The following is a 24928-nucleotide window of genomic DNA, read 5'->3' as shown; positions in this document are numbered from 1 at the left end:
GGTGCCTCCAAAGGGGGGTAAGTGATTGCCAGGCGTCGGCGCGCTATATGAACATCCTGATCAACGCCCGAACACCGCCGTCATCCCCAACAACCGCTTTTGCCGCCAGGCCGGTGCGTTGGTAGGGAAAAGCGCCACGTCTGGCCGGAAGCGGGCGAGACCGCAGGCGGCGGCGATGCGTTGGCGTTGCTGGCCGCGGACAAGGGCTTGCTGAAAGCTGTGTTCACTATGGGCCAATCCCAGCATATAACGAGTACCCTCCTGGAAGTGTCCGCTATTGGCTTGCCACCATCTTTCGATTGCCTGTGAATCGGGCCAGGGCAGGTTTTCATCGGGGTCCATGGCGACATTGGGATCTTCAGGGTTGTCGTTCGGGCCCGCATCGAAATTCGGCAGGGCCTGCAATTCCAGATCGAGCAACGCCAGGTCCGCGCCGGTGATCATGCTGAAGGCCTCGCCGGCGACGCGGGCATAGGGCAGGTCGCTCATCTGCTGGATCAACCAGGGCACGCAGACCGGATCGCCCAGCAGTCCGAGGGCCTGGAGGCCGATGCGCCGATCCCGGGGATCCTGTACCCATTGCCGTATCCAGGCGATGCTGGGTTCGCGTTCTTGCCAGGCCAGCAGTACGCAGAGCGCGCGGTACTGGAACTCGCCCGGTTGCTCGGCGAATGAGCGCAGAGCCTCCAAGGCTTGCTGGTCGCCCATTTGGGTGGTGGCCCAGTTGGCCCAGAAGCGCGTGGCGGCGTCTTCATGCTGGCGGTGTGCACGAATCGCCGGCAGCAGGTCACGCCGGCGCAGCTCGCCAGCCGTGCGGGCGGCACGTGCCAGCACGCTGGGGTCGGCGTGGGACAGTTCGGTCAACAGGATAGGGCCGGGATTCTGGCGATGCATGCCGCAGGCCGCCAGGCCGAGGCGGTGAAACAAGGGCTCGGGGGAGGCGAGCATGCGCTCGATCCAGGGCGATATCCGCTCCCAGTCGAGCCACCCCAGGGCCATCAGGTAACCTCGTTCAGTTTCCGTGGCACTTCTCAAGTGCTCGCTGAGCCGCGACAGCACCTTCGCATTGGCCGTCTCGAAGGCCAGCAGCACACAGGCGAACATCTCTCCGACGCTGTGCGGGCCCAACTGGGTCAGCAGAATCTCCAGGCTTGTTGAGCCGGCAATACGCAGGCCATCGAGATGAGCGTCGATGCGTTCGTCCAGTTTGCCGAGGTCATCAAGGTCATAGTGGGGCGCGCGCACGGCATGATCGTGCAGGAGGATGAGGAAGCAAGCTTCTTCGGCATGTTGCTCGATCATTGATGAGATGGGGACCATGACGTCTCTGTCTTGTTACGGCACCAGGTTTCCAAAGAAGTAACGTTTACCGACTTCGAAGTGCAGGGGAGAGGCCATGTATCGGTCCAGGACAGCGGCCGCATTCAGCGGTTGAAACTCGCCGTTTTTTCCGTAGAAGCTGGAACAGTCGACGCCGGAATACACTTCGAATTTACGCCTCCAGATGAGAAAGTTGCTCCAATCGATCCATTCGTCAGTGCCTGAAGGAACCAGGAACTTTCTCATGACCCAGACTTGTTTGTTCATGTCGACGGGCATCCCCCCGGAAATTGAGCAGCGATCGCTGCCATAAGCGTCCTGCAGTTGGCTAAGTCGTGAATCGACAGCCGCTTTGTAGTCGACTTCGTTCAGGCCACTGTCAAAAAACTCGGGTTCGTTTTCTATGGGGTCAAGAAGATTGGTTAAATTGGCTTCCACGGCGGCACGGTCGGCCCGACGCGCAAACGTACGCCATGCCTCGACCATGAAAGGTATCAACCACAGCACACCAGACCACTGGGCTGCCAGGCACGCCTCGATGCGAAGGTAAGTGGGGCCTTCGAGTATGAGTTCGGCCAGGAAATCCAGGTCAGTGTCGAGGCCTGCATCAGCGGTCAGACCGAGGCAGGCCGATACCAGCGTCGGATCGCAATCGGGGTCCACTATCCATTTGCGCAGTTGGGATACATGGCTGTAATTTCCACGCTTGGCATGCTCCAGAATCGCAGCAAGTGCAATCCACGGGTCATGGCTCATCCATCCGTCAGGTGACAATACTTCTGCCGGAGCGCTACCGCTGTAGTGATATCCGCGTCCTTTCCAATAGAAGCTGTCTTGAAGGAAAGCGGGTCTTTGGGTGTGCTTGTAAATAGAGGCTTTCATCATTCGGGCCTTGGAAAACTATTGATGCGTGTCTCTTGAAGTGCGCTCAGCTCTCCTTCGAGCTTCTCACACTTCTTGCCAGTAGGGGCGAGATTCCCTTGCCCGGACGGACAACCTCCGGCCGCCTTGGGGACTCTATGCGCCACCGGCTCTCCTTGGCCCACTTCTTTCCAACGCATATAGCCTGGCCGGTTAATCGCCCAATCATTTTCAATGTTGGCTTTCTCTCGTTTGCTCGTTACGTAGTACTTATTACAGCCGCTCGGTTGCTTTCCGGCGGGTGGCAACAGGTGCCTGCACTTGGGATTGGCCCGGACTTTGGCGAGGACGGCTGCATTCTTGGGATTTTCTGCGGTGCCGTAGAACTGGTCTTCCGTCATGTACTCCCCGTTCGCTTGAGCCTTGGAGTGCGCCGCGCCGCCGCAACATTCACATTTGTGTTTGCCCGGTACCTTGGCGTCTTGTTGCACCGGACTGTATTTGGCGGTGTTGACCATGGGCACGGCCGCATTCGCTGCGGGGCTGGCATGATTCGATGTGGTGAGATCGGTATGTCGGTCTACGTTCTGGCCTTCGAAAAGAACATCCATTGACCATGAAACAAAATAGGTCTTGCCGGTGATGACGTGAGTGATGACACCGGCCCCCTGACTTCTTGTGGCGGCTTCATCGCCCAGCGGGGAGGTTTTATAGAAGGAGCGATTTTTTAACATGATCTCCTTGTTTTCGATCTTGACGGTCTTGCTGCCTTTCTTCATGTCCTTGGAAAACGAAGTGTCCGGATAGGGCACCGGGATGGGTCCCCCCGGAGGTGGCGGTGGTGTCAGGCAGACATCCGGGAACGCCGCGATGACCTTGCCGCCACCCGCTTTGCATGCAATCTCATCGCCGTTTGCGTAAACGTCGCAGCTCATAGGTCCCCCTCTGGCTGGCTAAGGTCGCGCACGACAGCCGCCGCGCGTGCACCGGCCAGGGCACTGCTCAGACAGATCGCGGTGGTTCCCGGTGCATAGCCTTTGCGAAAGGCCTGGTCGGCGAGTATCAATTGGACGATTCCAGCAATGGCCCCGGTGTCACCCATGGCCTCTGCCCAATGCCACAGTGGCTGATCCTCTTTTCGCACTGTCCGAAAAAGCCGGGCCTCCATCAGCGGAAGTTCCTTGAACCCGTATTGCTCTCCCGTGACATCGGACAGACGCAGATCAATTTCATGCAGACCCAGTTTGGCCTGGGCGAGTGCCGTACGAGCAGCGTCGGTCAGCCCGCCTGCTCGCAGGGGTTTGCTCGACAAAAGAGGCGCCTCTTCTTGCCCAAAGCCCAGGCCTGAGATTTTCAAGCAGGTGCCAGGCTGCCGATAGGCCTGAATCAGGATGGCCGCAGCCCCTTCACCAGGAAACAAGCCGTCATTGTGAGTGGCCGTTTTCAGCCGGCGATGCTCGTCCAACCACTGCAGCGTCAAGGCGCTGAGCAGCGAGTCAACACCCGCCACCACACAGGCGGGGACCCGTGTTTCCTGCATTAATCGACTGGCTTCATGAAGGGCATGCATGCCGGCAACATGGCCGGAGGGGATGACCCTGGAATGCGTTGGATGGAACCGTATGCCCAACTTGGAAGATACGTCCTGTATGACGGCCTGGGCTATTTCCCTGATATTGATTCCGGGGCGCTCCGGTTCAGCCAGGCACAGGAGAAATGGCACTTCTGTCCAATCCAGCTTCGGCGCACCCTGTATCAACTCGACCAGTGCATGCTGCATGAGCTCGGACATGCGCGCTGCTGCCGGCAAAGCCAGGTCAAGGCTGGGCACCGCCGCGCCGATGATCGGTTCGCACGCGTTGTCAAAAAACGGAAGCTCCTGGAGTGCTGACAGCCCGGCGCGCTTGGCAGCACAGGCGCTGGCGACGCATAAGCCCACGGGGCAGGCCATGCCCATGCTGGTAATGAAGAGGGCGTGCCCCTGCATGGAGGTCATGTTTCCTCTTCCGCGGGAGGATAGGCGTCCTTTGTCCACGCGATGAGTTGAGCCAATGACTTGAAGTGTTGTTTCGCGCGCATGCGTTCTTCGTTGGCCTTGGCCTGTTCGAACTGAGCGGCGGTTTGCCCGACGATGACCTTGGACACCTCCCTGATGTTGCGCCCGAGGGGTGAAGAAGCTCGCCATGTCAGCGTCAGGCGATTCGCGTCTGGTTCAAGAATGATGGTGTCGACCACAGCGGCTGCTTCCCGTGTGCTGTCGTCGTGGAAAACGACAAGCATCGCGAGTTTCAGATTTGCCGGAAGCCTGAATGCCGAGCGGCCTTTATCACTCAGGTTAAGCAGCGCGACTTCTTCGCCCCCACGGGGAAAATCGATTTGCTGGTCCTCGGGTGCGCATTGGAAGTAGCGCACGTCAAAATCTTCGGGAAGAAATGGAAATTGATGATCAAGCCACGTCTGATCATAAGTGCCGGCCCATTGGATACGCTGCCGCCATGCCCGACCAATCGGGCCAAATGCCATTGGCTTGTAATGTTCGTGGGGAGCGGTGACCGGCCTGTCCAGTTCTTCGGTATTTGGGAGCGGCAAGCCATTGGTCTGGACACTGCTCGCTGCGGGGTAAAATCCGACTCCAACCGGGTTCCATGGGTACCATTTGTGTTTGGCCGGGTCTGCATGCGTGCGATCCACGCCGCCGAAAGCCTGCGCGTAGGTAATCGGCATTGTGGTGAATGGAACAGGTCTGCTTATTGAGTGGGAGAGGGCGCTATCCTCATAGTTTCGTGCCCCAATCACTTTGAATGCCTTGACGAGAGCCCCCACTTTCAGCGCTACGTTCACCTCTGTTGCCGGCTCACCGTTGGGGGCGTGGCAGTGGCCATTAAGCAGAACATCGCAGCGGGGCTTGTGCAGCGCAAAATCGTTTTCGTATAACGCGGCTGATTCGCAGGGCTCCCCTGGGAATACATCGGCCATGATCAGCGGAACCTGTTGTTCAAGCAGGCGCGGCGGATGTCCAGGGTGATCTGGAATGCCGTAGGTCCCTTTCGCCACCACGACCAGCCATTCACGGCCCGTTTTATCGGTTGAAGTCGTATAGCCGCCGACCAGGCGGGTCTTGTTTACCAATTCCATGGCGTCACTGCCTCAGTTGATCTGTACCGAGCCGCCCTTGATGCGGTTCACACCAGACGATCGGCTCGAGAGGTAGGCCCCTCGGATCAACACCTTGCCTTCGCGCGTGAGGGTAATGCTCGCCTTGCCGCAGCGCAGGACGATTTCCCGTTCTGCGGTGAATTCCAAGCGCTCGCCGTCCAGCTGGGCGACGGCAGGCGCGGCGGTTTGCGGCAGGCGCTGGATGCGGCCGATCACCAGCGGTCGGGCCACGTCGCCGGCCTCGAACATCAGCGCGACCTGGGCGCCGATGTCCTCGCGAGTGAGCGGTGTGGTCGTGCGCGCAGCGAGGCCTGTATCAGCGGGGCAACCGGGGAAGGCCACCACTGGGGCGTCCGCCTTGGGCACATCCAGAAGCACGCCAATCACGACGCCCTCCACGCGCGCTGGCGTGGAGGAGGAGGCGGGGAGGTGGTATTCAACGGTCATAGCGCCTACTCCATGGCTAGTTCTGCAGAATCTTCTGGCCTTTGACGACCACGTTTTTGCTGGCCTTGATCTTGATGGCACCGGAGCCGTCGATGGTGATGTTCTTGCCGCTGATCATGATCGTGCCGTCCTTCTTCATGGTGATGCTGGCGTCGCCCGTCGTCAGGCTGATGGAGTCGCCGGCGGTCAGGGAGAAGTGCTTGCCAACGTCCAGGCTGTCGTTCTGCTTGATGTTGGTGGTGCGGTTCTGGGCGACGTCGCGGGATTCGTTCTGGCCAATCTGGGTGCTCTGGTTGCCGCTGATCTCGATGCCTTCGTTGCCCTGGACCGTTTCGTTACGGTTGCCGCTGATGCCGATGGTCTCGTTACCGCCCACGTCCTCGGTGCGGTTGCTGGCGATGCTGATTTTTTCGTTGGCGCCGACTTTTTCGGTGCGGTCCGCACCGATGGTGATGGTCTCGTTACTGCCCACGTTCTCGGTGCGATTGGCGCCAATGGTGATTTTCTCGTCGCTGCCCACCTTCTCGGTACGGTTCACGCCAATGGAAATGGTTTCGTTATTGCCGACCTTTTCCGTGCGATCCACACCGATGGTGATGGTTTCGTTGTTATCGACGGTTTCGGTGCGGTCGTGTTTGACGTGCACGGTTTCGTCGTTGTCGATGGTCTTGCGGCGGTCATGGCCAACCCAGTGGGTCTCGTCGTTCTCGACCTCGATGTCCTGGTTTTTCTCGGCGTGGATAAACAGCTGCTCGGCGCCTTTCTTGTCCTCCATGCGGATTTCATTGAAGTTGGCCGGTGAGCCGCCCTTGCTTGAACGGCTTTTCACCCCGCTCTGGGTGGCATTGGCCGGCAACCCGTAGGGCACGGTCTGTTCGGCGTTGTAGACGCGGCCGGTGATGATCGGCCGATCCGGATCGCCCTCGAGGAAACTGACGATCACTTCCTGGCCGATCCGCGGGAGCTGCACGGATCCCCAGTTCTTGCCGGCCCAGGCCTGGGAAACACGAATCCAGCAGGAGCTGTTTTCATTGGACTGGTCATGGCGATCCCAATGGAAATGCACTTTGACCCGGCCATATTGGTCGGTCCAGATTTCCTCGCCACTGGGCCCCACCACCACGGCGGTCTGCGGTCCACGGACGATGGGAATCGGCGTGAGGGGCAGAGTTCGGAAGGCCTGGTTGGCATCCATGCAGTCCAGTTCGCTGACGAACTGTTCGGCGACGTCCGACTGTCCGCTTTCATAGGCGTCCTGACGAATCTGATAACGGGCGGCCACCACGAGATACTCGCGGTTCTGGTCTGCACGGTCATATCCCGTCAGCGTGAACACATGACCGCAACCGATGCCGCGGGCGCGTCCGCGCAACTGCACACGCTCGAACTGACTGTGGATGGCTTCGATGCGAGTACGCGCATAATGATCGCCATCGTTGCTCTGGACGTATTCACCGGGGTAGTCGTAGAGCGGGTAGTCGGCGTTGGTGTGGGTACGCGGCACACTGGAGCGCACCTCGAGGCTGGCGCGTGGGCGCAGGAAGTCATAGTCGTTCAGCGCCAGCGAGCCGGGTTGGACTTCCCGTGCCAGTTGCCAGTCGTAGAAATGATCGCGCTCGCGCATTTGCCGATCGGGCGGATAGAAGGGCACCGATTCATAGTCTGCCGCCGTGGAGTGAGCGCCATAGGCGTCGGCCAGTACCAGGACATGCCGTGACTTGTCATGGCGAAAGTAATAATAGATGCCTTCCTGCTCCATCAACCGGCTGACGAAGTCGAAGCTGGTTTCGCGGTACTGCACGCAATATTCCCATTCGCGGTAGCTGCCGCTCAGGCTGTCCTCGAAATCGGAGAAGCCGAGGTCGCGGAACACCTGCTTGATGATGTCCGGCACCGTCTTGTTCTGGAAAATCCGGCAGTCGGAGGTGCGCGTGAGCAGCCAGAACCACGGGCGCAAGCTGACGCGGTAACCGGCGAACTGACCGTGGCCGGTCAATTGCCGGCAACTGCAGACAATGCCGTGGAAATAGCGCTTGCCGCCGTCATACAGCTCCAGGGTCAGGCCCATCGGCTTGCCCAGCAATTGGTCGAACGTGATTGTCCGGTCTTCGGAGGTCAGGTCCAATTCGTAGTGAAACAATCGCCCCAGCTCTTCGCTGCCCTCCATGCTTTGCAGCAACAAGACATCGCCGCCGAGGGGGCTGTCGACCTGCACCAAACGGTTGTTTTGGGTGATTGCCATGAACGGCTTCCTTTGGCTCGTGTTCGGGCGTCAGTCGGCCGTGGTAAAGAAGGTGGCGTCGCACGCATAGTCGTCGCCATAGGGGATGCCAGGGGAATTCGAGTCCAACACTTGCTGCACATCCACCACAGGGGGATCTCCTTATCGGTATTGCGGTCTTCAATCGAACTGAACGTACGAGCAGATCCTCATCCTGCGGATTGACGTGTGTCTGGAGCCCGTTAGATAACGTTCCGAGCATCGCCCGGAATGGGACGGATACCTGACGTCAAGATAGGTGACGGAAGGTCGTCTACGTAGTTTCGTTAGCTATAACTGTCATTCCAAAATCGAATAACACTATGAGAGTGACGGACTCGGCCTTTGCAACCTTTCTGACAAGAATGTCAGGAAGCGGTCAGCCTGCGGACACCTTCGCAGCCTAGACTGGGGAAAATGTACATCCAGGCGATCTTGCTGGGGGCTTGAAGCATCAGCACCCAGCCAAACATCGGGATCGGCTATTGGGTCTCCTAATTTGTGGCACCGTTTTAAGAGAGGCGTTACCCGATGCGTTTGCTCATTGTCGAGGACGAAGAAAAAACCTCCTCCTACGTCCATCGTGGCTTGACCGAGCTTGGCTACATTGTCGACGTTGCCACGAATGGTATCGATGGCCTGCATTACGCACTGGAATGGGACTACGACGTGGTGATCCTGGATGTGATGTTGCCGGGCAAAGACGGCTACGACGTATTGCAAGGCCTGCGCCTGCACAAGAAAACCCCGGTCATCATGTTGTCGGCCAGGGGGACGGTGGATGATCGCATTCGCGGGCTGCGCGAAGGCGCCGATGATTACCTGGGCAAACCTTTTTCATTTGCCGAACTCGTCGCACGTGTCCAGGCCTTGATCCGTCGTCACGCAGGTGACTCGGCCGACCTGACGCATTTGCGCATCGACGACCTGGAGGTCGACCTGCAAGCGCGCAAGGTGACCCGGGGCGGGCTGCGGCTGGACCTGACGGCCAAGGAGTTCTGTCTGTTGAGCCTGTTGGCGCGGCATCAAGGCGAGATCCTTTCCAAGTTGATGATTGCCGAGCAGGTCTGGGACATGAATTTCGACAGTGACGCCAACGTGGTCGAGGTTGCGATCAAGCGCGTCCGCGCCAAGGTAGATGCCCCGTATCCGCGCAAGCTGCTGCATACCGTCCGCGGCATGGGGTATGTACTGGAAAGCCGAGAGGCAGATGGCAGGCAAACGGGTACGCCTTGATGAAACGATCGATCGCCAAGCGGCTCGCCCTGATGTTCGCCCTCGCTGTCCTGCTGATCATGTCGATCAGTGCGACGCTGTTGCGCTGTTCCTTGAAGCAATCGCTCGATGAGCAGATGCAAAACGAGCTGGTGCTGCGCCATTCCGTGCTCGACCCGGTGCTAGCCAAATACGATTCGCCAGCATTCTGGGTCGGTTTGCGCCAGAAGCTCGACGGCCTGACGCCCGCGGATGAACGAGTGCGCTATTGGATCCTGGTAGACAACCCGGCCTTCAGTTACGGCGGGGCGATGCCGGATGGCCAGGATTGGTCGAAGCGCTCCGATGGGCTTTTTACCCTGGATCTACCTGACCGAGAGCGCCCCATGATGGTGTTGCTCAAGACCATTCCCGCCATGGGCAACCGTCCGGAACTGCGTTTTATCGTGGGGCTGGACTCGACGCCGTTCAGGAAGACCCTGGACCACTTCACCAAGATATTGATCCTGACCTCGGCGTTGGGCATCGGGCTGGTTGCGCTGCTCGGTTACTGGATCGCGCGTTTTGGCCTGGGACCGGTGAGGCGCTTGAGCCGTCAAGCCAACAGCCTGCCGCCGGGGGATTCGAAGCAGCGACTGGACACCGAAGCGCTACCTGGCGAATTGCAGGAACTGGCGGTGTCATTCAACGGCGCCTTGGCGCGCCAGGAAGCGGCCTGGTGCCAGCTCGAAGGGTTCAATGCCAATGTGGCCCATGAGCTGCGAACGCCCCTGACCAACCTGATCGGACAGACCCAGGTGGCATTGGCCCACGGGCGTGAGGTGAGCGAGCTTCAGGACTTGTTGCAGTCGAACCTCGAAGAGCTGGAGCGGATGGGCACCATCGTCAATGACATGCTGTTCCTGGCCGGGGCCGAGAGCGGGCAACGAGCAACCGAGCTCAGTGACGTCTCGCTTTATGAAGAGGCGGCGAAGACGGTGGAGTATCTGGAGCCGGTCTTGCATGACAAACAGCTGAGCGTGGTGATCCAAGGCGACATGCGTGTATGCATCGACCGCCGCCTCTTTCACCGCTCCCTGGCCAATTTGATACAGAACGCGGCGCGCTACGCGGTGCCGACAAGCACCATCACGGTGACGCTGGCCAGCCACGGCATGCAGGTCGAGGTGAGCGTTTCCAATGCCGGAGAGCCCATCGACAATTCGCACCTGGAGCGTTTGTTCGAGCGTTTCTATCGCGCCGACACCGCCAGGGCGCGAAGCGATGCGCACCATGGGCTGGGCCTTTCCATCGTGCGTGCGGTGGCGTCCATGCACGGTGGACGCGTGTTTGCCCACAGCGAAAACGGGCTCAATACCTTCGGATTTTCCTTGATGAACCAGACCGTGCGTTAGTCGTCGTCCCTGGGAGTAAAGTCCGCCCGCGTTTGACATCTTCCCGTCAGCCAGCAGTCACCTTGACGTCAGTCGCCCCCGCCTAAAGTGCCACGACCATCCCAACGAGGACAGTGTCGTGGAGCCCACTATGAACATTCGAAACCTGTCGATTGCCGGCCTGCTGGCAGTCATCTCCTTGAGCGGCTCGCCGCTGCTCGCCAAAGAGCAAACGCAGTTCCCAGCCTACGAATATGGCATGCCGCTGGACATCGCCAGGGTCATTCATATCGAGGAGGCGACATCGCCGGTATGCGAGGTCGTACAAGCCAAAATGACCTACTTGAACACCCAGGGGGTAAAGAAACACATCAGCTTTCTGCAGTTGGCTGAGGCGTGCTCGAAACAGTGACCGTCCGGCGATGCCGGTTCATTTCTTCAGACAGGGACCATCACCATGTGGAATAGAACACCCCCCGCCATTGGCCGCACGAGCACCATGAATCGGCTTGCGAGAATGGCGAGAACCCTCGTCGCGGGCGTCGCGCTGCTCAGTACGGTGAGTATCGAAGCTTCCGATCGCATTACACCGAAACCAGACTGGTCGACCAGCGACATACCGTCCCAGAAAGGCCGGATTGTCCTGATCACCGGTGGCACCAGCGGCATGGGCTACGAGGATGCGCTGGCCTTGGCGCGTGCCGGCGCCGAGGTCATCATCGCCGCGCGCAACCCGGAGCGTGGCGCACAGGCCATTGCGCGTATCCGCGAGTCCGTGCCCGACGCCAAGGTGCAGTTCGAGAACGTGGACCTGGCTGATCTTTCATCGGTGCGCGGCCTGGCCCAGCGGCTCAATCAGCGACTGCCGCGCCTCGACGTGTTGATCAACAATGCCGCCGTCATGGCGCCTCCCGAGCGAGGTACGTCTGTTGATGGCTTTGAACTTCAACTGGCCACCAATTACCTGGGGCACTTCGCGCTGACCGGCCTGCTGGTGCCGCTCTTGCGTCAAAGCGAGGATGCCCGTGTGGTGAGCCTGTCAAGCATTGCCGCGGCGCGCGGCGCGATGAATCTCGATGATCTGCAGAGCGAGCAGAAGTACGACCCCTACGCGGCTTACGCACAATCGAAACTGGCCATCCTGCACTGGGCCTTTGCCTTGCAGCGGCGCAGTGACGCCGAAAACTGGGGAATTCGCAGCATGGCGGCGCATCCCGGCGTTGCGGTCACCGAGTTGGTCGCGCGGGGGCCAGGCCTGGACAGCGAGTTCGGTCGGCGCTGGGCAAAGGACCGCGATGCGTACCACTCGGCAGCACAAGGGGCGTTGCCCACGTTATATGCCGCCACGGCTGCCCAAGCCGTAGGCGGGGCTTATTACGGCCCGACCGGTGACGATGAACGACGCGGTCCGTTGGGCTTCGCCAAGACGCCGCCCGCCGCCAACACGCAGGCGGATGCCGAGCGACTCTGGGCTGTCTCCGAGCGCCTGACCGGCGTGACCTATCGCTGATGCAACCCTGGGCGCGGGCGTCCGTCCCGCGCTTGACCTTTGCCTTTGCCGTCTCCCCGGAGTCCCTATGAGCACGCCTTCCTATTTGCACCGCCTGAGTCTCGCCCTGAACGCCCGCGACGGCGAGTTACGTCCAGCGTTGTGCGGATTCCTGCTGTTCCTTTGCCTCTTCACCGGTTACTTCATGCTGCGCCCGATCCGTGAGTCGATGGGTATCGCGGCAGGGGTGGAGAATCTGCAATGGCTGTTTACCTCGACCTTCCTGGTCATGCTGGCTGCCGTGCCGTTGTTCGCCTGGCTCAGTTCCCGAGTGCCGCGCCTGTGCCTGATCGACTGGGTGTACGGCTTCTTCGGTTTCAACCTGCTGATGTTCGTCGAGTTGTTCCAGTTCCAGCCAGACAGTGTCTGGCTGGCCCGGGTCTTTTACGTCTGGATCTCGGTTTATAACTTGTTCGTCGTGTCAGTGGCCTGGAGCCTGATGGCAGATGTATTCGACAGCGAGCAGGCCAAGCGTCTGTTCGCCTTCATCGCCGCGGGCGCCAGCGTCGGCGGTTTGTTGGGGCCGGCCCTGAGCGCGCTGCTCATCGACCCCCTCGGCGCCTCGGGATTGATGTTTCTGGCGGCCTTGTTGCTCGGTGCCACGCTGGTGTTGAAACGGGCGTTGATGGGGTGGCGCGAAACGGGCGGGGCTGGTCGTCCCGGTGCCGCGCCGACGCAGAGCCCCCAACAGCCATTGCACGGTAATCCGTTCAGCGGGTTGACGACGGTGCTCAGGTCACCTTACTTGCTGGGGATCGCCGGCTTCGTGGTGCTGTTGGCGACGGTCAGTACCTTTCTCTATTTCGAGCAGGCGCGCCTGGTGGCCGAGCATTATCCGGATCGCCAGGCGCAGGTACGCATCTTCGGCACCATCGACATCATCGTGCAGGCGGGCGCGTTACTGTCCCAGCTGTTCATCACCGGCCGCATAGCGCCGAAGTTGGGGGTGCGTGCTTTGTTGGCCGTCGTGCCGCTGCTCATGTGCATCGGCTTCCTCGGCCTGGCGTTGGCGCCGGGGTTCGCTCTGCTGGCGGCGGTGATGATCGTGCGACGAATCGGTGAGTACGCGTTCGTCCGGCCAGGTAGGGAAATGCTGTTCGCGTCGCTGGATGCCGAGAGTAAATACAAGGCCAAGAACTTCATCGACACCGTGGTTTATCGCGCGGGTGACGCCATGAGCGGCTGGGCCAAGAGTCTGCTCGACCTGCTAGGGCAGGGGGCCGGTCTGGCCGCGATAATCGGCGCCTGTTGTGCACTGCTGTGGGGTTACTTGGGCTGGCAACTGGGGCGGAGGGCGGATAATGCCACGTTGCGGGAGTTACGTTTGGCGACCATCTCGGCCAGGGCATGAACACCGTACCCACCAGCATGAAACCCACTCTATTGTCTGCCGCGTCGTTGCGGCGAGGAAAGGTGAAGCGGATGAGTCTGAAAAACACGGTACTGGCGATCGTAGCGGTTGTTGCTTTCTCGGCGTTCTCCACAGCGTTTGCGGGCAAGGAAAACGCCTTGGTCGGGACATGGCGCATGGTCAGTGCAACCGTTGAGAGCCAGGGCAGTAGATCGGATGCTTATGGCCCCGATCCCCATGGTTGGCTCGTCTTCACGCCAGAGCTGACATTTGTCGAAGTACTCACGGATCCACGTGTGCCGGCGTTTCGATCCAACGTTCGTGGCGAAGGCACGGATGAAGAAAACCGGGCAGCAATGGCGGGGAGCATCGGTTTTTTCGGGCGATATACCGTCGACCGGAACGGTGAGTTCACAGGCAACACTGTCGAAGGGTCTACGTTCCCGAACTGGGTGGGCGCTGTGCGCACCCGGGACGACCTGCAGTTGAAGGTCGATGGCAATCGGATGGTAGAAGATTTTCGGCGCCCGGATGGGGCGAAGGTTCACATTGTCTGGGAGCGCGTAAAGTAATTCCGAAGCGTCTTCCATGCTGGACATGCCTGGGTTCAGCCAGCTTGTTCAAGGACGAAACAAATGAGTGTAGGCCATCACATGATGGCCTTTTGCTTTTAAGCGGATCCCGCTAGAATTCGTTCCCCTCTCTATGAGCGGCATTAGTAAAACTACGCAAGGAAGTCGATATGCAATTTGCAAAAGCCATAGGCCTCGCCTTGGCCTTGAGCCTGAGTGGATGCGCCAGTTTCACCAAAGATGAAGTGGCCCCCGTGAATCTGCCTTCAATGGCCAGCTACTCGAACAAGCCGAACGTCTATGTCGATTTCGATTTCTATCAGGGCGATCCCGACAATGCCAAGGCCACCGAGGTACCGCAGGCTCGCGACATGCTCAAGCCCGATCTGAAGCGAACCTTCGATGAATCAGGGCTTTTTGGGCGCGTGGTCTTTGACGAATTCCAGAAGCAACCAGGCGATTACAGTCTTCGATTGAAGGTCTATAACCATGCGCCAGGCGGTGGGCAAATGGTCCTGGCGTTCCTCAGTGGCTTTACGTTCACGATCATTCCTGCGTTGGCCACCGACCAGTACACCATGAGTCTGGAAACCCTGGACGAGCAGGGCCAGCCGTTGGGCAAGGCCAGCAATCATGATGCGATCAACACCTGGATGGGCATCTGGTTCCTGCCCCTGGCAGGTAATACGCCCAAGGCTGCCATCACCGACACCTTCAACCGCCAGGTCAACGCGCTGTTGAAGAACTGGGTCGACAACAACCGCATAAAATACTCCGCTGTCGACACCCGCATTCCACGGGGCTGACACCGCTAGAAAAAGAGCCGCAATCGCGGCTCTTTTTTTGATTTACTTCAACGCTTGAGTGAACTGTGGGTCGCTGTACAAGCTCTTGAGCAGGTCTTGAACCATAGGGTTGTAGTTGTTCGCGGCCGCCGGGATGGCGATCGGACCGAAGAAACTGCTGTCCCAATCACGCTGCACATCTTTAGTGGTTTCGTATAAAACCTGATCACCTTTACGCAGTGTGAAGCGCGCAGCCACTTCGCCATGGCCGCTGCTCATGCCTGCGGTGAGCTGGCTCTTGACCAATTGAACCTGTAGCTGCCGGTCAGCACGAGGGTCCAACAGACCCGCCTGGCGGAGCTCATCGTTGATCGCGGCCTGGATGTGCAGTGGAACGCTGCCCTCGGGCGACGAAATCGGGTTCAGGCGCACCATCAGCGACCCTTGACCTGAATCCGCATTCACCTGCGTTTCGCGCAAGGGCTGCATGGGTGCATTTTGCTTGAGCTGCTGAACGTTCTGAAAATTGGGTTCATAGCGGGTCATGGTCACACCACAGCCTTGTAGCACCAGCGCGCAGAACGGTAGAGCCAAGTAGAGCTTCTTCACAGCAAATCCTTATGTGCTTTTTTAGAAGGCGTGATTATCGACTGATGGCCCTAAGCTATCAATGGTGAAGTTCGGTTTAGAATGCACTGGATATCATGAGAACGAGGGGGAAACTAAGGCCGTCTTCGACCTTATCGGTCGACTGGAGAGCGAAGCTCTCGTGTGAGACTCGATAAGCGGCTCGTTGGGCACTGCAGAGCTAAAGCTACTTTGGCTGCCGCTCTTTCGGACTTAAGCCCGACTCAACCCATACGGATCGCCCGCAAAGTGGAGGAACCTGCTATAGCTAATCCAGAGCTTATAGATAGCTGTAGGAGAGGGGTGCTAATGCGAAGGTTCATCGCGGTTACTGCGTTGCTGTCCGCACCAATTGTGGCGGCGGCGGGCGAAATTACCTGGTCGGTCGAAAATGGCTTTCAGCAGTTCAAAAACGCCGCTGACTTTCAAAAGTTAAAGCAAGCTTGGAAGCCCGACATGACGGCGGAGGATTTTCTTTCAACGCAGAACTCAGTGTCCCTCAGAAATTTGCTCCCTATCGATGAAACATGGTGGGATGAAGCAACTGGTGTATACAACAATAAAGGCCTTTTCAGCCCAACACATAACATTCTTTTGAGCTACAAGGGGGCTGCAAGTGCTCAAGCATGCCACTGGAGTATCAACGGGTCTTCCGTTGGCACTGCGGCACCATGCACAGCGGTAGTTACGGTTTCGCAGGTGAGAGAGGGGACGCCATTCACGATTTCAGTGTCAGTAGGGAATTCGCCAGTAGAAGAGCTAAAAGACCAGAGGATAGCCACCAAGTTGATACTGGCTGTAGGCGACTCTTTTGCATCTGGAGAGGGGAATCCAGACCATGCAGCTGTTACCAGTAAGCTCCCCGCACCAGGTTCTGGAATGCCGAATACGACAAGTGTGGAAGGCCTGTCCTGGTTCTTGGCAGGGAACAAGTCCAACCGCAGGTTCACTGAATCGGCGAACTGGTGGGATACAGCCTGTCATAGATCTCTGCTCTCCTGGCAGTCGCTCTATGCCCTGCGAAAAGCAGTTTCAGATGATCACCTGGTCGTAAGATACGCATCGTTTTCTTGCTCGGGTGCCGAAGCATATGATGGTTTTTTCAGGGCACAAATCAATCCTCCTGTGAATCTTGATGACGGCAGGGTGCAACGAGGCTGGAACCGAGACGGTGGAAACATAGTGATCGATCAAACAGTCAGGGAAGAGAAACGGCCGCGGCGAACAGAGCTTGTTGAAGATAAAAGCACCAAGACTGTCCTGAACAAATCACAGCTCAACGCTGCCATCGCTTTGCTATGTGATGGGCATACCAAGCCAGGGCTTTCAAAATCATTCCGCCCACAGGAAAAGGGGCTGCGCTCCAGCCCCTATTATGGCGAGTTTAAGTACGACAAGTGCCAAGGGCAGCTCCGCCAGCCGGATGAGCTGTTGACGTCATTCGGTGGTAATGACTTTGGGTTTTCTGGAGTCGTTATGTGGGGGCTTGTCCCAGCCACAGCGGTAGGAGATGTGATGACTCCAAAGAAAGTACTCGCGACCGCGGGCGTGGGATTTTTCCGGAATGTACTTAAAGTCCAAGACCCCATTCCTGCGGGCAAGATGGCCACTAGCGAAACGCAGGACATGTACTCCGATCTGGCGTGGGCCTTCACTACAGCTTTAAACACCAAGCCCTCGGCAGTGAGGGAACTCGTTTACCCAAATCCGTTGCCAGAAAAACTCTCGGAGGTCTGCTCTGGTCGGATGACTCAGGGCAACGAAGCCTTGAGTGAGTTCACTAACAGAAGTGCAGATAAATTCTGGCTCACCAAGGGCAAGTTCAGAAACTTCATCTATCGGATTGAAGATAAGGACGCTCGGCTGATCACTGAGACCTTTATCTTACCGCTACAGAAAGCGCAGAGAGCTGCGATAGCAAAGGTCGGCTGGTCGACCATCGAGTCACAGAGGGGATTTAAATCGCCAGATGGTGACCGAACCATGTGTGCAGTAGCAAAAGCCTGCGATAAATCGGATGGTCAATGCGATGCCGTCGACTTGCCTGGCTGGCGTAAGGATGAAAAAGAAAAACACCCTTCGTTGCAACCTATCAAAAACATCACGGAATGGGAGGCTTATGCACCCGCGAGGTTGAGAGCGCTTCGAATGTCGAATGATTCTGTTCTGACTCAGGCCAGATTTAAAGAAGGGTTAATCCAAGACGACTGGATCAGCGGAAGCGTGCATCCGGTTGCTCAGGTTCATGCAGGCATTGCTGATTCGATTGATGCCAACGAAAGCATAGCTTCAGAATAAGCGATACCAAGCGTAAGCGTCCGGCGAAGTCCTAGGCAGAGCCGTATGCGGTAGTTCCGCTCGTACGAATGTTTTTATGAATGTTGAATAGGAGTTTTACGTGCAGCTAACCATTCGGCAGCACTATGTACCCAGGGTTTATCTTCGAGCATGGACTGATTCAAATGGAAATTTAACGGTTGACGGCAAAGCTGGAGGAAAGCGGATTCACCCTAAGCCGGAGCAAATTTGCCTGGAGAAATATTACTACGAAGATCCAGCTGTACCTCCTACAAATGAACTTGAACGAAAATTTTGTGAGTACGAGGGAGCTTTTGGAAGGGCTCGTGACTTCCTTACCTTTGTTGAAGACAATGCCTTAAAAATTGGGCAACCTGTCGCGCAGACCTTGGCTAGCGCTTTGATGAGTCTCCCTGACTATTTGAAGGCACTGAAAGAATTTGCCGGGACTGCTTATTTTCGTACGCCAGCAGCGCTTGATCAAATCAGGCGAGAACTCGCTGAGGACAACTCTGCAGCAGCGGCAAAGGCCTTGGAGAGCCTTACCTCACCCTATTTTTTTGGCCAGCAAGCGTTTGACTCTACGCTGTTAGACCGCTTTCAAAATCTGCACGTTGCCTTGGTGCATTCACCACATTGCAGGTTGGACACTGGGGATTGGCCGTGCTTTCCACTCGCAGGAGGGACCGACCATGCCGGATTTGCCTATGACATAGGCCGGCATGGTGCTGCTGTCGCTGTCATGACCATCACGCCAACGCTGGCGGCAATGTTCCTTCCGAATATCTCCGATAAACCTGCGATTATCATTCCTGGAGAAATGCCTTCAACGCTCGCCGAGCAGATGAACGAGATGGTGTTCAAGTTCGCGGAGCGCTGGGTCATCCGAGGTTAAGTTAACTTTGCGCACCCTACACGCTGTTGATTGAATCGAGCCTCGTAGGTGATCAGGCGGTCCTGATGCCCGCCTGAGACTGTTAACCAGCTATTGCTTTAGCGTATCAGCTGTATTGGCTTGCAGATCCGGCAGCGGCTTTCGGCTTTTTGGAACAGGTCAGCTGGTAAGCAATTGCCAGCCATATGAACCACCCCGGCATAACCATCAACGCAATACGGGTGTCAGGTCTCAATGCCAGCAGACAAAGAACAAAGGCCAGAAACGCCAGGGAAAACCAGGCCATTGGCACGCCGCCAGGCATTTTGTAGGCCGATTTCGCATGCAGCTCAGGTCGTTTTTTGCGATAGGCAATATACGATGCAAGGATGGTCGACCAAGTAAAAATCACCAGGATTGCCGATACAGTGGAAACAATGGTGAAAGCGGTCATCACTTCAGGAACGATGAAAAGCAACAGCACGCCCACGAGCATTAACAGTGTGGTGAAGGCCAGACTCAGCAGAGGTACGCTATTGCTCGACAGACGTCGGAAAATCCCCGGGGCATTGTCCTGATTGGCCAAGCCGAACAGCATGCGGCTAGACGAAAAAACACCACTGTTGGCCGAGGAAGCGGCAGACGTCAGCACCACAAAGTTGACGATACCGGCTGCCGCGGGAAAACCTGCAACCAGGAACAGCTCGACGAAAGGGCTCTTGTTGGGCGAAACCTGTTGCCACGAAGTCACTGCAATAATGCAGGCCAATGCCAGCACATAAAACAGGATAATTCGCAGCGGAATCGAGTTGATGGCTTTCGGTAGGGTCCTTTCGGGGTTGCGGGTTTCGGCGGCGGCGGTGCCGATCAGTTCGGTGCCGGCAAATGAGAAGATTGCCATCTGGAAACCGGCAAAGAAACCGAACAGGCCGTTGGGAAAGGCTGCTTGTTTATCCAGCAGGTGGTTCAGAGATGCAGTAACACCGCTGGGTGATACAAAGGAGCTGGCAATCAGCACCATGCTGACGCCAATAAGGGTGATGACGGCAATGATCTTGATGATCGCGAACCAGAACTCCACTTCACCAAACAGCCTGACCGTCAGCACATTCAAGGCGAACAGGGTCATCAGCATACCGATGGCCGGTATCCAGGCGGGTACATCGGGGAACCAATACTGAAAAAATCCGCCGACCACGACGCAGTCGCCTATCACCGCAACGCTCCAGCTCAGCCAATACGACCAGCCAAGAAAAAACGCTGCGCGCGGGCCGAGGTAGGCACCGGCAAAATCTGCGAAGGTTTTGAAGTTCAAGTTGGAGAGCAGCATTTCGCCCATGGCACGCATGACGAAATAAACGAATAGACCGATGATCATATAGATGAGGATGATCGACGTGCCCGAGAGGGCGATGATCTTCCCGGACCCCATGAACAGACCGGTACCGATGGCTCCTCCCATGGCCATTAACTGAATGTGACGATTGCTGAGGGTGCGCTGCAGCGCGGGCTGTTCAATCAGCCCTGACGGAGTCGATTTCATTACAAAACCTCTTGATTTTATGTTTTTGAGTTTTGGCAGAAAGGTGGTGTCTTGCGTATTTGTTAGAGATGCAACGGCTACTGACGGTGGTTGGTTGTGAATAGCGAGATTTGTCGCGTACACACAGTGGTGAGTGGCCCCTTGGCACTTTGCTCAGGGGCATCACCTATGGTTTTCAGCTCACTGTGCGCAAGCGTGAGGGGACGATTGCTGGCTGCTGGTCCAGGATTTGGTAGAGGTCTTTTATGTTGGCAGGCTTCGGCACCAGATGGATGTGCTCACCGATTGCATGCTCCTGGGCCAGGTCTAGTACGTAGCGCAGTGACGAAAAGTCTTCGAGGGCAAAACCCACCGAATCGAACACCGTGACCTGCGCGTCGTTCTCGCGGCCCTTGATTTCGCCCTGGACAATCCGGAAAAACTCGACGACCGGAAAGTCGGCTTCCAATTGCTGGATATCACCTTCAATTCGGGTCTGAGGTTCAAATTCAACAATGACCCGGGCATTGCGCAAGATCTCGGCGTGCAGCTCGGTTTTCCCCGGACAGTCGCCCCCTACGGCATTGACATGCATGCCGGGCTCGATCATCTCGGGCGTCAGAATCGTTGCATAGGCTTTATCGGCGGTGACCGTGGTGACGATGTCTGCGCCTTTGACCGCTTCTTGTACAGAGCCGGCCAGGATGACTTCAAGATCCGGGAACGCGGCCAGGTTGCGCTTCAACTTAAGCGACGCGTCGCGATCGATATCGAATATGCGCAACTCCTTGATCGATAGCATTTCGTGGAAGGCGAGGGCTTGAAATTCGCTTTGGGCGCCATTGCCGATGATGGCCATGATGCGTGCATCCGGGCGCGCCAAGGACTTCGCGACCAAGGCGGAGGTCGCCGCAGTGCGCACAGCGGTGGTCAGCGTCAGTTCACTGAGCAGGGTTGGATAGCCGCTGCGAACATCGGCCAAGACACCGAAGGCCATGACCGTGAGCAAGTTACTTTGACCGTTGTCCGGATGACCATTGACGTATTTGAACGAGTACTGCTGGCCATCGTCGGTCGGCATCAACTCGATCACACCCTTGGCCGAGTGATTGGCGGTGCGAGGCGACTTATCGAACTGCGCCCAACGTGAATAATCAGCTTCGATGTAATCCGCCATTTCGCGGATTGCGCGACGGATGCCCACTGTGGCGAACAGGCGTGCGGCATGATCGACGTCTAAGAAAAGAGTCATGTTTTTATTCTCCGGTTCAGTAGTAACAACGTTGCGGGGCAGGGGATGACTCAGCTGCGTTTGCTCTCGAAACCATGCAGCACATTGACTGCATTGATTCCGATTTCATCGACCATGTAGCCGCCTTCCATCACAAACAGAGTGCGGCAGCCCACACTCGCTATCAGCTCGCCGATGCCGATGAAATCTTCGCTTTCCAGCTGGAAGTGGCTGATGGGGTCGTCCTTGAACGTGTCGACGCCGAGTGAAATAACCAGCACTTCAGGGGCGAATTGCTGGAGTTTCTTGCAGGAGTGGAGCAGGGCATTGCGATAGCTTTCCCAGGTGGTGTTTTTCGGCAACGGGTAATTGAGGTTGTAACCTTCGCCATGGCCGGCGCCGACTTCGTGACTGAAGCCTGAGTAGTACGGATAAGACACCGTGGGTTCGCCGTGCAGCGACACGAACATGACGTCACTGCGTTCATAGAAGATGTTTTGGGTGCCGTTGCCATGATGGAAGTCGACGTCGAGTACCGCGACGCGTTTCGCGCCTTGAGTGATGGCCTGCTGTGCGGCAATGGCGGCGTTATTGAGATAGCAATAGCCACCCATGTATTCGCGCGCTGCGTGATGGCCGGGCGGACGGCACAGGGCGAAGGCACTGTCGTGGCCTTCATCGATCAGCGCCAGGCCTGTGAGGGCGATGTCTGCGCTGGTCTTTACGGCTTGCCATGTGGTCGCGGTAATTGGGGAACCGGCATCCATGGCGAAGAAACCGAGCTTTCCGTCGATGAAAGTCGGGACTTGATCGTTGGACAAATCGCGCACCGGCCATACCAGCGGCAAGGCATCGTGGGTACGCCCGGTCGCACACCATTCTGACCATGCGCTTTCAAGAAAGCTGACGTAGCGCTCGCTGTGCGCATTGACGTAACACGACCGGTCAAATGTCCGTGGTTCGACGATCTGGCCAAGGCCTACCTGCTTGATTCGATCATGTACGGTATCGGCCCGGCTGGGCTGTTCGAACGACGGCTTGAGCACGCCGTCTTTCAATTCGGTGCCGTGGTGCAAACGGTGGGAATCACTGAAAACTGTAAACATCTGCGCATCCGTTAATGTGGGCCAGTGCAAATATTCTGTTCTGGACTGGATGCGCTTTCTTTGCTTTATATTCGTGGCTTGCTATTTTTTTCGGGCGTTTTTACTCAGGATTTGCGAAATGCAGAAAAAATCATCCAAACGGATCAGCCTCGACGAGACGGACCTGGCGATACTCACATTGCTGCAAGAGGATGCGAGCATTTCCAACGCCGAGCTCAGTGAGCGCCTGTCGTTAAGCCTCACGCCTTGCTGGCGCCGGCGTAAGAGAATGGAGGAAGCGGGCGTGATCAAGGGCTATCAGGCCAACCTTGATCGACGCATGCTGGGGTTGGATATCATGGCGTTCGTGCACATCCGTTTCTCCACCCATGCCGATCACGCTCCCGACGCCTTCGAGGCGGTGATTGCGCAATTGCCTGAAGTGTTGTCTTGTCACAAGATCACCGGGGATGCCGATTACGTGTTGCAAGTGTTGGCAGAGGATCTTGATAGCTACAGTGACTTCATCGAGCAGGTGCTCAGGCGCCAGGTGGGTATTGCATCCATTCAGTCGAGCCTGGCGTTGCGCGAGGTCAAGACCAGTAGCCGTATTGCGATACCCAAATCGACCAAAGAGTGAGTGGGTTGACGATCTTCCCTCTGCACAACTTTTACACTTAACTGCTCCGCACCTTCGAAGGAACGTTCCCGGTGAACGTAAAGCATCTCGTCACTTGGGCATTGGCGACCGATGAAGGAAATAGCTGACCGGTTTGTAGTGTTCGATTTCGAAGCCTAAGTACATCGCATGCCTGATCTCTCAGGAAAGCGAAGACAGTGGCAAACACCACTCGCTAGCCTGTATGCTCATCGCGAACCTGGATTTCCATGTTCAAAACAACGGGCTGTTTCAGACCAAACATAGCTCATCAGCCAGCGAGAGACTTTTCGCTTAGCGATGACGCCGGCCAGGCTGTACCAAGCGATTAGAGATGGCCAGGCCTAAAATTACTAGGTGCCCCTACCTAAAGGAACTTTAGGTTAGGGCAGAAAAATCGGAGCGCTGCACGTTGAGTGCAACGCCCCAGAATGATGTAGTGCGTTGCCGAGGATCGGCTTGTGCCTACACGCTCAAGGCGTCAGGGCCTGTTGCAGCTGAGGCGCTCATATCAGTTGCAGAGCACAGACGCGTCACGCACCTGAATCGCGTAGACGGACCGATGGCCTTATCGGCTTATCAGGAAGAAACCACCGGGGGCGCCTTAACCGCGTCTTACGGTAGCCGCTAGATTCGGCACGCCTCGGCTGTGCTGGGTTTGTAGCCAAAAAATAGCGCTCTCGATGTATGCCCCGTGCGAAGTCGAGAGCCCAAAGAACTCTCCATCTATCGTGATGTGAGAGCAGAAGAAGCGCAGTGCATTCGAGGATCGGGTGTCTGATGCGAGTTCTTAGCAATGGCCGTCGATGAAGATGAGCCACTGACAAGAGCGTTATCAAGCTTGACGCCGGCCATTTCCGTGGCCGAGCCTCGGCCGTACCTATCATGGGTGCGCAATTAATATCGGCTGAAACACCCACGTCTATTAGCTCATGCATAGGATTACGACTATGAGCACTCGCCGTGGCGCACCTGACTGGCTGAAAAAAATTGTCTCCTCGCTCGCAGCGTTGGCTGCATCCGAAGCTTTTCGTGAATGCTGTCGCCAGTTGATTCGCTGGATTGATGAAATAAGGAGCAGCTAGATCGGGTGTTTAAGGGCGGCCCATGAGAGTGGGCTGCCCTTTTTTACAGCCTATCATCAGCTATCTCTTCCAGATGTACCTAGAGGTGGAGAGCCGCAGCCACGTCTCTTGACACCTGGCCCATGCGATTTGCAGAAAACTAGCATACTTGGTGGTTGAACCAGGCTCGCGGCTGATCCAGGTGATTTTGGCATTGGTGTTTTCCCTGTCCATCCTGGCTGCACGAGCAATCGCAGTGAATACGCCAAATTTCTGGATGAGTAGTGGTAAGGCTGAATCGCCCCCCGAGCCTATAGCCGCGGGTATATCAGTTACGTCTGAGGAAGTTGCTTTTTTTGATGATGCTTCGATCTTAAAGCATTTATCAACTGTCAGGATTAAAAAAGCGTGCGTCCCCAAATTCCCCGATATTTGCTTTCTCATCTTTTCCTTTAGTTCGTCAGCGGAGCACGGCGACTCACAGATGTATTTCCACCAATCCGAAAGCATGGAAACATTGCCGGAACCGGCTGCGGCGATGAGCTCAGAGCCCTCAAAAAGAACCTTTTTGGAAGAGACGAAGATCTTGTCTGCATCCTCGCCGTAAGTGTTTCTTGCGACTCGATGGCAGGTATCCGCAGCCAGTATTTTCGTATCCCATACAACTGTTGTCATTCAAT

23 protein-coding genes are annotated in these 24928 nt (G+C 57.0%); 11 read left to right on the top strand and 12 right to left on the bottom strand.

The window, feature by feature from the left end; all coding sequences use genetic code 11:
• Positions 1–60: 60 nt before the first annotated feature.
• The 7 genes from BM300_RS10200 to BM300_RS10170 are packed head-to-tail and all read right to left on the bottom strand — an operon-like array spanning position 61 to position 8026.
• Entirely contained in the window at positions 61–1320 is a 1260-nt protein-coding gene (locus BM300_RS10200; protein WP_092462750.1) for a TIGR02270 family protein, read from the bottom strand.
• A 15-nt stretch (positions 1321–1335) separates the two neighbouring features.
• Positions 1336–2202 (bottom strand): hypothetical protein, encoded by an 867-nt coding sequence (locus BM300_RS10195; protein ID WP_170862042.1) that lies wholly within the window; start codon positions 2200–2202, stop codon positions 1336–1338.
• Positions 2202–3116, bottom strand: a complete 915-nt coding sequence (locus tag BM300_RS31530) for a DUF4150 domain-containing protein (protein ID WP_072345251.1) — start codon at positions 3114–3116, stop codon at positions 2202–2204. The genes BM300_RS10195 and BM300_RS31530 overlap by 1 nt, the downstream gene beginning before the upstream one ends.
• Positions 3113–4177, bottom strand: coding sequence for a 3-oxoacyl-ACP synthase (locus BM300_RS10185; protein ID WP_256571885.1), 1065 nt, complete (start codon positions 4175–4177; stop codon positions 3113–3115). The genes BM300_RS31530 and BM300_RS10185 overlap by 4 nt, the downstream gene beginning before the upstream one ends.
• A complete protein-coding gene (locus tag BM300_RS10180) occupies positions 4174–5316 on the bottom strand; it encodes a DUF2169 family type VI secretion system accessory protein (protein WP_092462745.1) in 1143 nt (380 codons plus the stop codon). Before BM300_RS10180 ends, BM300_RS10185 begins: the two co-directional genes overlap by 4 nt.
• 12 nt (positions 5317–5328) lie before the next feature.
• Positions 5329–5784 (bottom strand): DUF6484 domain-containing protein, encoded by a 456-nt coding sequence (locus BM300_RS10175; RefSeq protein ID WP_092224523.1) that lies wholly within the window; start codon positions 5782–5784, stop codon positions 5329–5331.
• Positions 5785–5800: 16 nt separating this feature from the next.
• Positions 5801–8026, bottom strand: a complete 2226-nt coding sequence (locus BM300_RS10170) for a type VI secretion system Vgr family protein (protein ID WP_092143436.1) — start codon at positions 8024–8026, stop codon at positions 5801–5803.
• Positions 8027–8575: 549 nt separating this feature from the next.
• Between BM300_RS10170 and BM300_RS10165 the strand changes: the two genes are divergently transcribed.
• The 7 genes from BM300_RS10165 (at position 8576) to BM300_RS10135 (ending at position 14910) form a co-directional block, all read left to right on the top strand.
• Positions 8576–9280, top strand: coding sequence for a heavy metal response regulator transcription factor (locus tag BM300_RS10165; protein WP_092143433.1), 705 nt, complete (start codon positions 8576–8578; stop codon positions 9278–9280).
• Positions 9280–10653 (top strand): heavy metal sensor histidine kinase, encoded by a 1374-nt coding sequence (locus tag BM300_RS10160; RefSeq protein WP_092224521.1) that lies wholly within the window; start codon positions 9280–9282, stop codon positions 10651–10653. The genes BM300_RS10165 and BM300_RS10160 overlap by 1 nt, the downstream gene beginning before the upstream one ends.
• Positions 10654–10783: 130 nt before the next feature.
• A complete protein-coding gene (locus tag BM300_RS10155; protein WP_092143427.1) occupies positions 10784–11044 on the top strand; it encodes a DUF2790 domain-containing protein in 261 nt (86 codons plus the stop codon).
• Between the two features lie 105 nt (positions 11045–11149).
• Positions 11150–12142, top strand: a complete 993-nt coding sequence (locus BM300_RS10150; RefSeq protein WP_256575824.1) for an oxidoreductase — start codon at positions 11150–11152, stop codon at positions 12140–12142.
• 67 nt (positions 12143–12209) lie between these two features.
• Complete coding sequence (locus BM300_RS10145) at positions 12210–13532, top strand: NTP/NDP exchange transporter (protein WP_092462741.1); 1323 nt, start codon at positions 12210–12212, stop codon at positions 13530–13532.
• A gap of 71 nt (positions 13533–13603) precedes the next feature.
• The gene (locus tag BM300_RS10140; RefSeq protein WP_092462739.1) at positions 13604–14104 is read left to right on the top strand and encodes a lipocalin-like domain-containing protein; all 501 of its coding nucleotides are present in this window, start codon (positions 13604–13606) and stop codon (positions 14102–14104) included.
• Between the two features lie 170 nt (positions 14105–14274).
• The gene (locus tag BM300_RS10135; RefSeq protein WP_092224511.1) at positions 14275–14910 is read left to right on the top strand and encodes a hypothetical protein; all 636 of its coding nucleotides are present in this window, start codon (positions 14275–14277) and stop codon (positions 14908–14910) included.
• A gap of 42 nt (positions 14911–14952) precedes the next feature.
• Here the strand turns inward: BM300_RS10135 and BM300_RS10130 are convergent, their stop codons facing one another.
• Positions 14953–15498, bottom strand: coding sequence for a hypothetical protein (locus BM300_RS10130; RefSeq protein ID WP_092224509.1), 546 nt, complete (start codon positions 15496–15498; stop codon positions 14953–14955).
• Positions 15499–15825: 327 nt separating this feature from the next.
• Between BM300_RS10130 and BM300_RS10125 the strand changes: the two genes are divergently transcribed.
• The gene (locus BM300_RS10125; protein WP_092462737.1) at positions 15826–17814 is read left to right on the top strand and encodes a hypothetical protein; all 1989 of its coding nucleotides are present in this window, start codon (positions 15826–15828) and stop codon (positions 17812–17814) included.
• 100 nt (positions 17815–17914) lie between these two features.
• Positions 17915–18709, top strand: coding sequence for a DUF4238 domain-containing protein (locus BM300_RS10120; RefSeq protein WP_092462735.1), 795 nt, complete (start codon positions 17915–17917; stop codon positions 18707–18709).
• Positions 18710–18815: 106 nt separating this feature from the next.
• Here BM300_RS10120 and BM300_RS10115 read toward each other — a convergent pair whose 3' ends face one another.
• The 3 genes from BM300_RS10115 to BM300_RS10105 form a co-directional block, all read right to left on the bottom strand.
• Positions 18816–20231 carry an amino acid permease gene (locus tag BM300_RS10115; protein ID WP_092346391.1) on the bottom strand — a complete coding sequence of 472 codons (1416 nt, stop codon included), beginning with the start codon at positions 20229–20231 and terminating at the stop codon, positions 18816–18818.
• A gap of 175 nt (positions 20232–20406) precedes the next feature.
• Complete coding sequence (locus BM300_RS10110) at positions 20407–21462, bottom strand: ornithine cyclodeaminase (protein WP_092346393.1); 1056 nt, start codon at positions 21460–21462, stop codon at positions 20407–20409.
• Positions 21463–21512: 50 nt separating this feature from the next.
• Positions 21513–22547: a histone deacetylase family protein gene (locus BM300_RS10105; protein WP_092462733.1), complete on the bottom strand. Its 1035-nt coding sequence runs from the start codon at positions 22545–22547 to the stop codon at positions 21513–21515.
• A 118-nt stretch (positions 22548–22665) separates the two neighbouring features.
• Here BM300_RS10105 and BM300_RS10100 point away from each other — a divergent pair, with 118 nt between their 5' ends.
• On the top strand, positions 22666–23166 hold the full coding sequence (locus BM300_RS10100) for an Lrp/AsnC family transcriptional regulator (protein ID WP_092346397.1): 501 nt from the start codon (positions 22666–22668) through the stop codon (positions 23164–23166).
• A 968-nt stretch (positions 23167–24134) separates the two neighbouring features.
• Positions 24135–24269 carry a hypothetical protein gene (locus tag BM300_RS31350; RefSeq protein WP_256571890.1) on the top strand — a complete coding sequence of 45 codons (135 nt, stop codon included), beginning with the start codon at positions 24135–24137 and terminating at the stop codon, positions 24267–24269.
• Between the two features lie 60 nt (positions 24270–24329).
• Here the strand turns inward: BM300_RS31350 and BM300_RS10095 are convergent, their stop codons facing one another.
• Positions 24330–24923, bottom strand: a complete 594-nt coding sequence (locus BM300_RS10095) for a hypothetical protein (protein ID WP_092346399.1) — start codon at positions 24921–24923, stop codon at positions 24330–24332.
• Positions 24924–24928: the final 5 nt, after the last annotated feature.

This window comes from Pseudomonas sp. NFACC46-3 (assembly GCF_900114515.1).
GTDB lineage: Bacteria > Pseudomonadota > Gammaproteobacteria > Pseudomonadales > Pseudomonadaceae > Aquipseudomonas > Aquipseudomonas fluorescens_Q.
Note: the sequence above shows the minus strand (reverse complement) of the source record. Positions and strands in the feature narration are given on the sequence as shown.

Excerpts from the sequence above, each read along its gene's own strand:
- BM300_RS10170 (WP_092143436.1), bottom strand. The coding sequence starts at position 8,026 with ATGGCAATCACCCAAAACAACCGTTTGGTGCAGGTCGACAGCCCCCTC.
- BM300_RS10105 (WP_092462733.1), bottom strand. The coding sequence starts at position 22,547 with ATGTTTACAGTTTTCAGTGATTCCCACCGTTTGCACCACGGCACCGAA.
- BM300_RS10140 (WP_092462739.1), top strand. The coding sequence starts at position 13,604 with ATGAGTCTGAAAAACACGGTACTGGCGATCGTAGCGGTTGTTGCTTTC.
- BM300_RS10135 (WP_092224511.1), top strand. The coding sequence starts at position 14,275 with ATGCAATTTGCAAAAGCCATAGGCCTCGCCTTGGCCTTGAGCCTGAGT.
- BM300_RS10125 (WP_092462737.1), top strand. The coding sequence starts at position 15,826 with ATGCGAAGGTTCATCGCGGTTACTGCGTTGCTGTCCGCACCAATTGTG.
- BM300_RS10145 (WP_092462741.1), top strand. The coding sequence starts at position 12,210 with ATGAGCACGCCTTCCTATTTGCACCGCCTGAGTCTCGCCCTGAACGCC.
- BM300_RS31350 (WP_256571890.1), top strand. The coding sequence starts at position 24,135 with ATGAGCACTCGCCGTGGCGCACCTGACTGGCTGAAAAAAATTGTCTCC.
- BM300_RS10115 (WP_092346391.1), bottom strand. The coding sequence starts at position 20,231 with ATGAAATCGACTCCGTCAGGGCTGATTGAACAGCCCGCGCTGCAGCGC.
- BM300_RS10100 (WP_092346397.1), top strand. The coding sequence starts at position 22,666 with ATGCAGAAAAAATCATCCAAACGGATCAGCCTCGACGAGACGGACCTG.
- BM300_RS10150 (WP_256575824.1), top strand. The coding sequence starts at position 11,150 with ATGGCGAGAACCCTCGTCGCGGGCGTCGCGCTGCTCAGTACGGTGAGT.
- BM300_RS10155 (WP_092143427.1), top strand. The coding sequence starts at position 10,784 with ATGAACATTCGAAACCTGTCGATTGCCGGCCTGCTGGCAGTCATCTCC.
- BM300_RS10185 (WP_256571885.1), bottom strand. The coding sequence starts at position 4,177 with ATGACCTCCATGCAGGGGCACGCCCTCTTCATTACCAGCATGGGCATG.
- BM300_RS10110 (WP_092346393.1), bottom strand. The coding sequence starts at position 21,462 with ATGACTCTTTTCTTAGACGTCGATCATGCCGCACGCCTGTTCGCCACA.
- BM300_RS10175 (WP_092224523.1), bottom strand. The coding sequence starts at position 5,784 with ATGACCGTTGAATACCACCTCCCCGCCTCCTCCTCCACGCCAGCGCGC.
- BM300_RS10165 (WP_092143433.1), top strand. The coding sequence starts at position 8,576 with ATGCGTTTGCTCATTGTCGAGGACGAAGAAAAAACCTCCTCCTACGTC.
- BM300_RS10160 (WP_092224521.1), top strand. The coding sequence starts at position 9,280 with ATGAAACGATCGATCGCCAAGCGGCTCGCCCTGATGTTCGCCCTCGCT.
- BM300_RS31530 (WP_072345251.1), bottom strand. The coding sequence starts at position 3,116 with ATGAGCTGCGACGTTTACGCAAACGGCGATGAGATTGCATGCAAAGCG.
- BM300_RS10200 (WP_092462750.1), bottom strand. The coding sequence starts at position 1,320 with ATGGTCCCCATCTCATCAATGATCGAGCAACATGCCGAAGAAGCTTGC.
- BM300_RS10195 (WP_170862042.1), bottom strand. The coding sequence starts at position 2,202 with ATGAAAGCCTCTATTTACAAGCACACCCAAAGACCCGCTTTCCTTCAA.
- BM300_RS10180 (WP_092462745.1), bottom strand. The coding sequence starts at position 5,316 with ATGGAATTGGTAAACAAGACCCGCCTGGTCGGCGGCTATACGACTTCA.
- BM300_RS10095 (WP_092346399.1), bottom strand. The coding sequence starts at position 24,923 with ATGACAACAGTTGTATGGGATACGAAAATACTGGCTGCGGATACCTGC.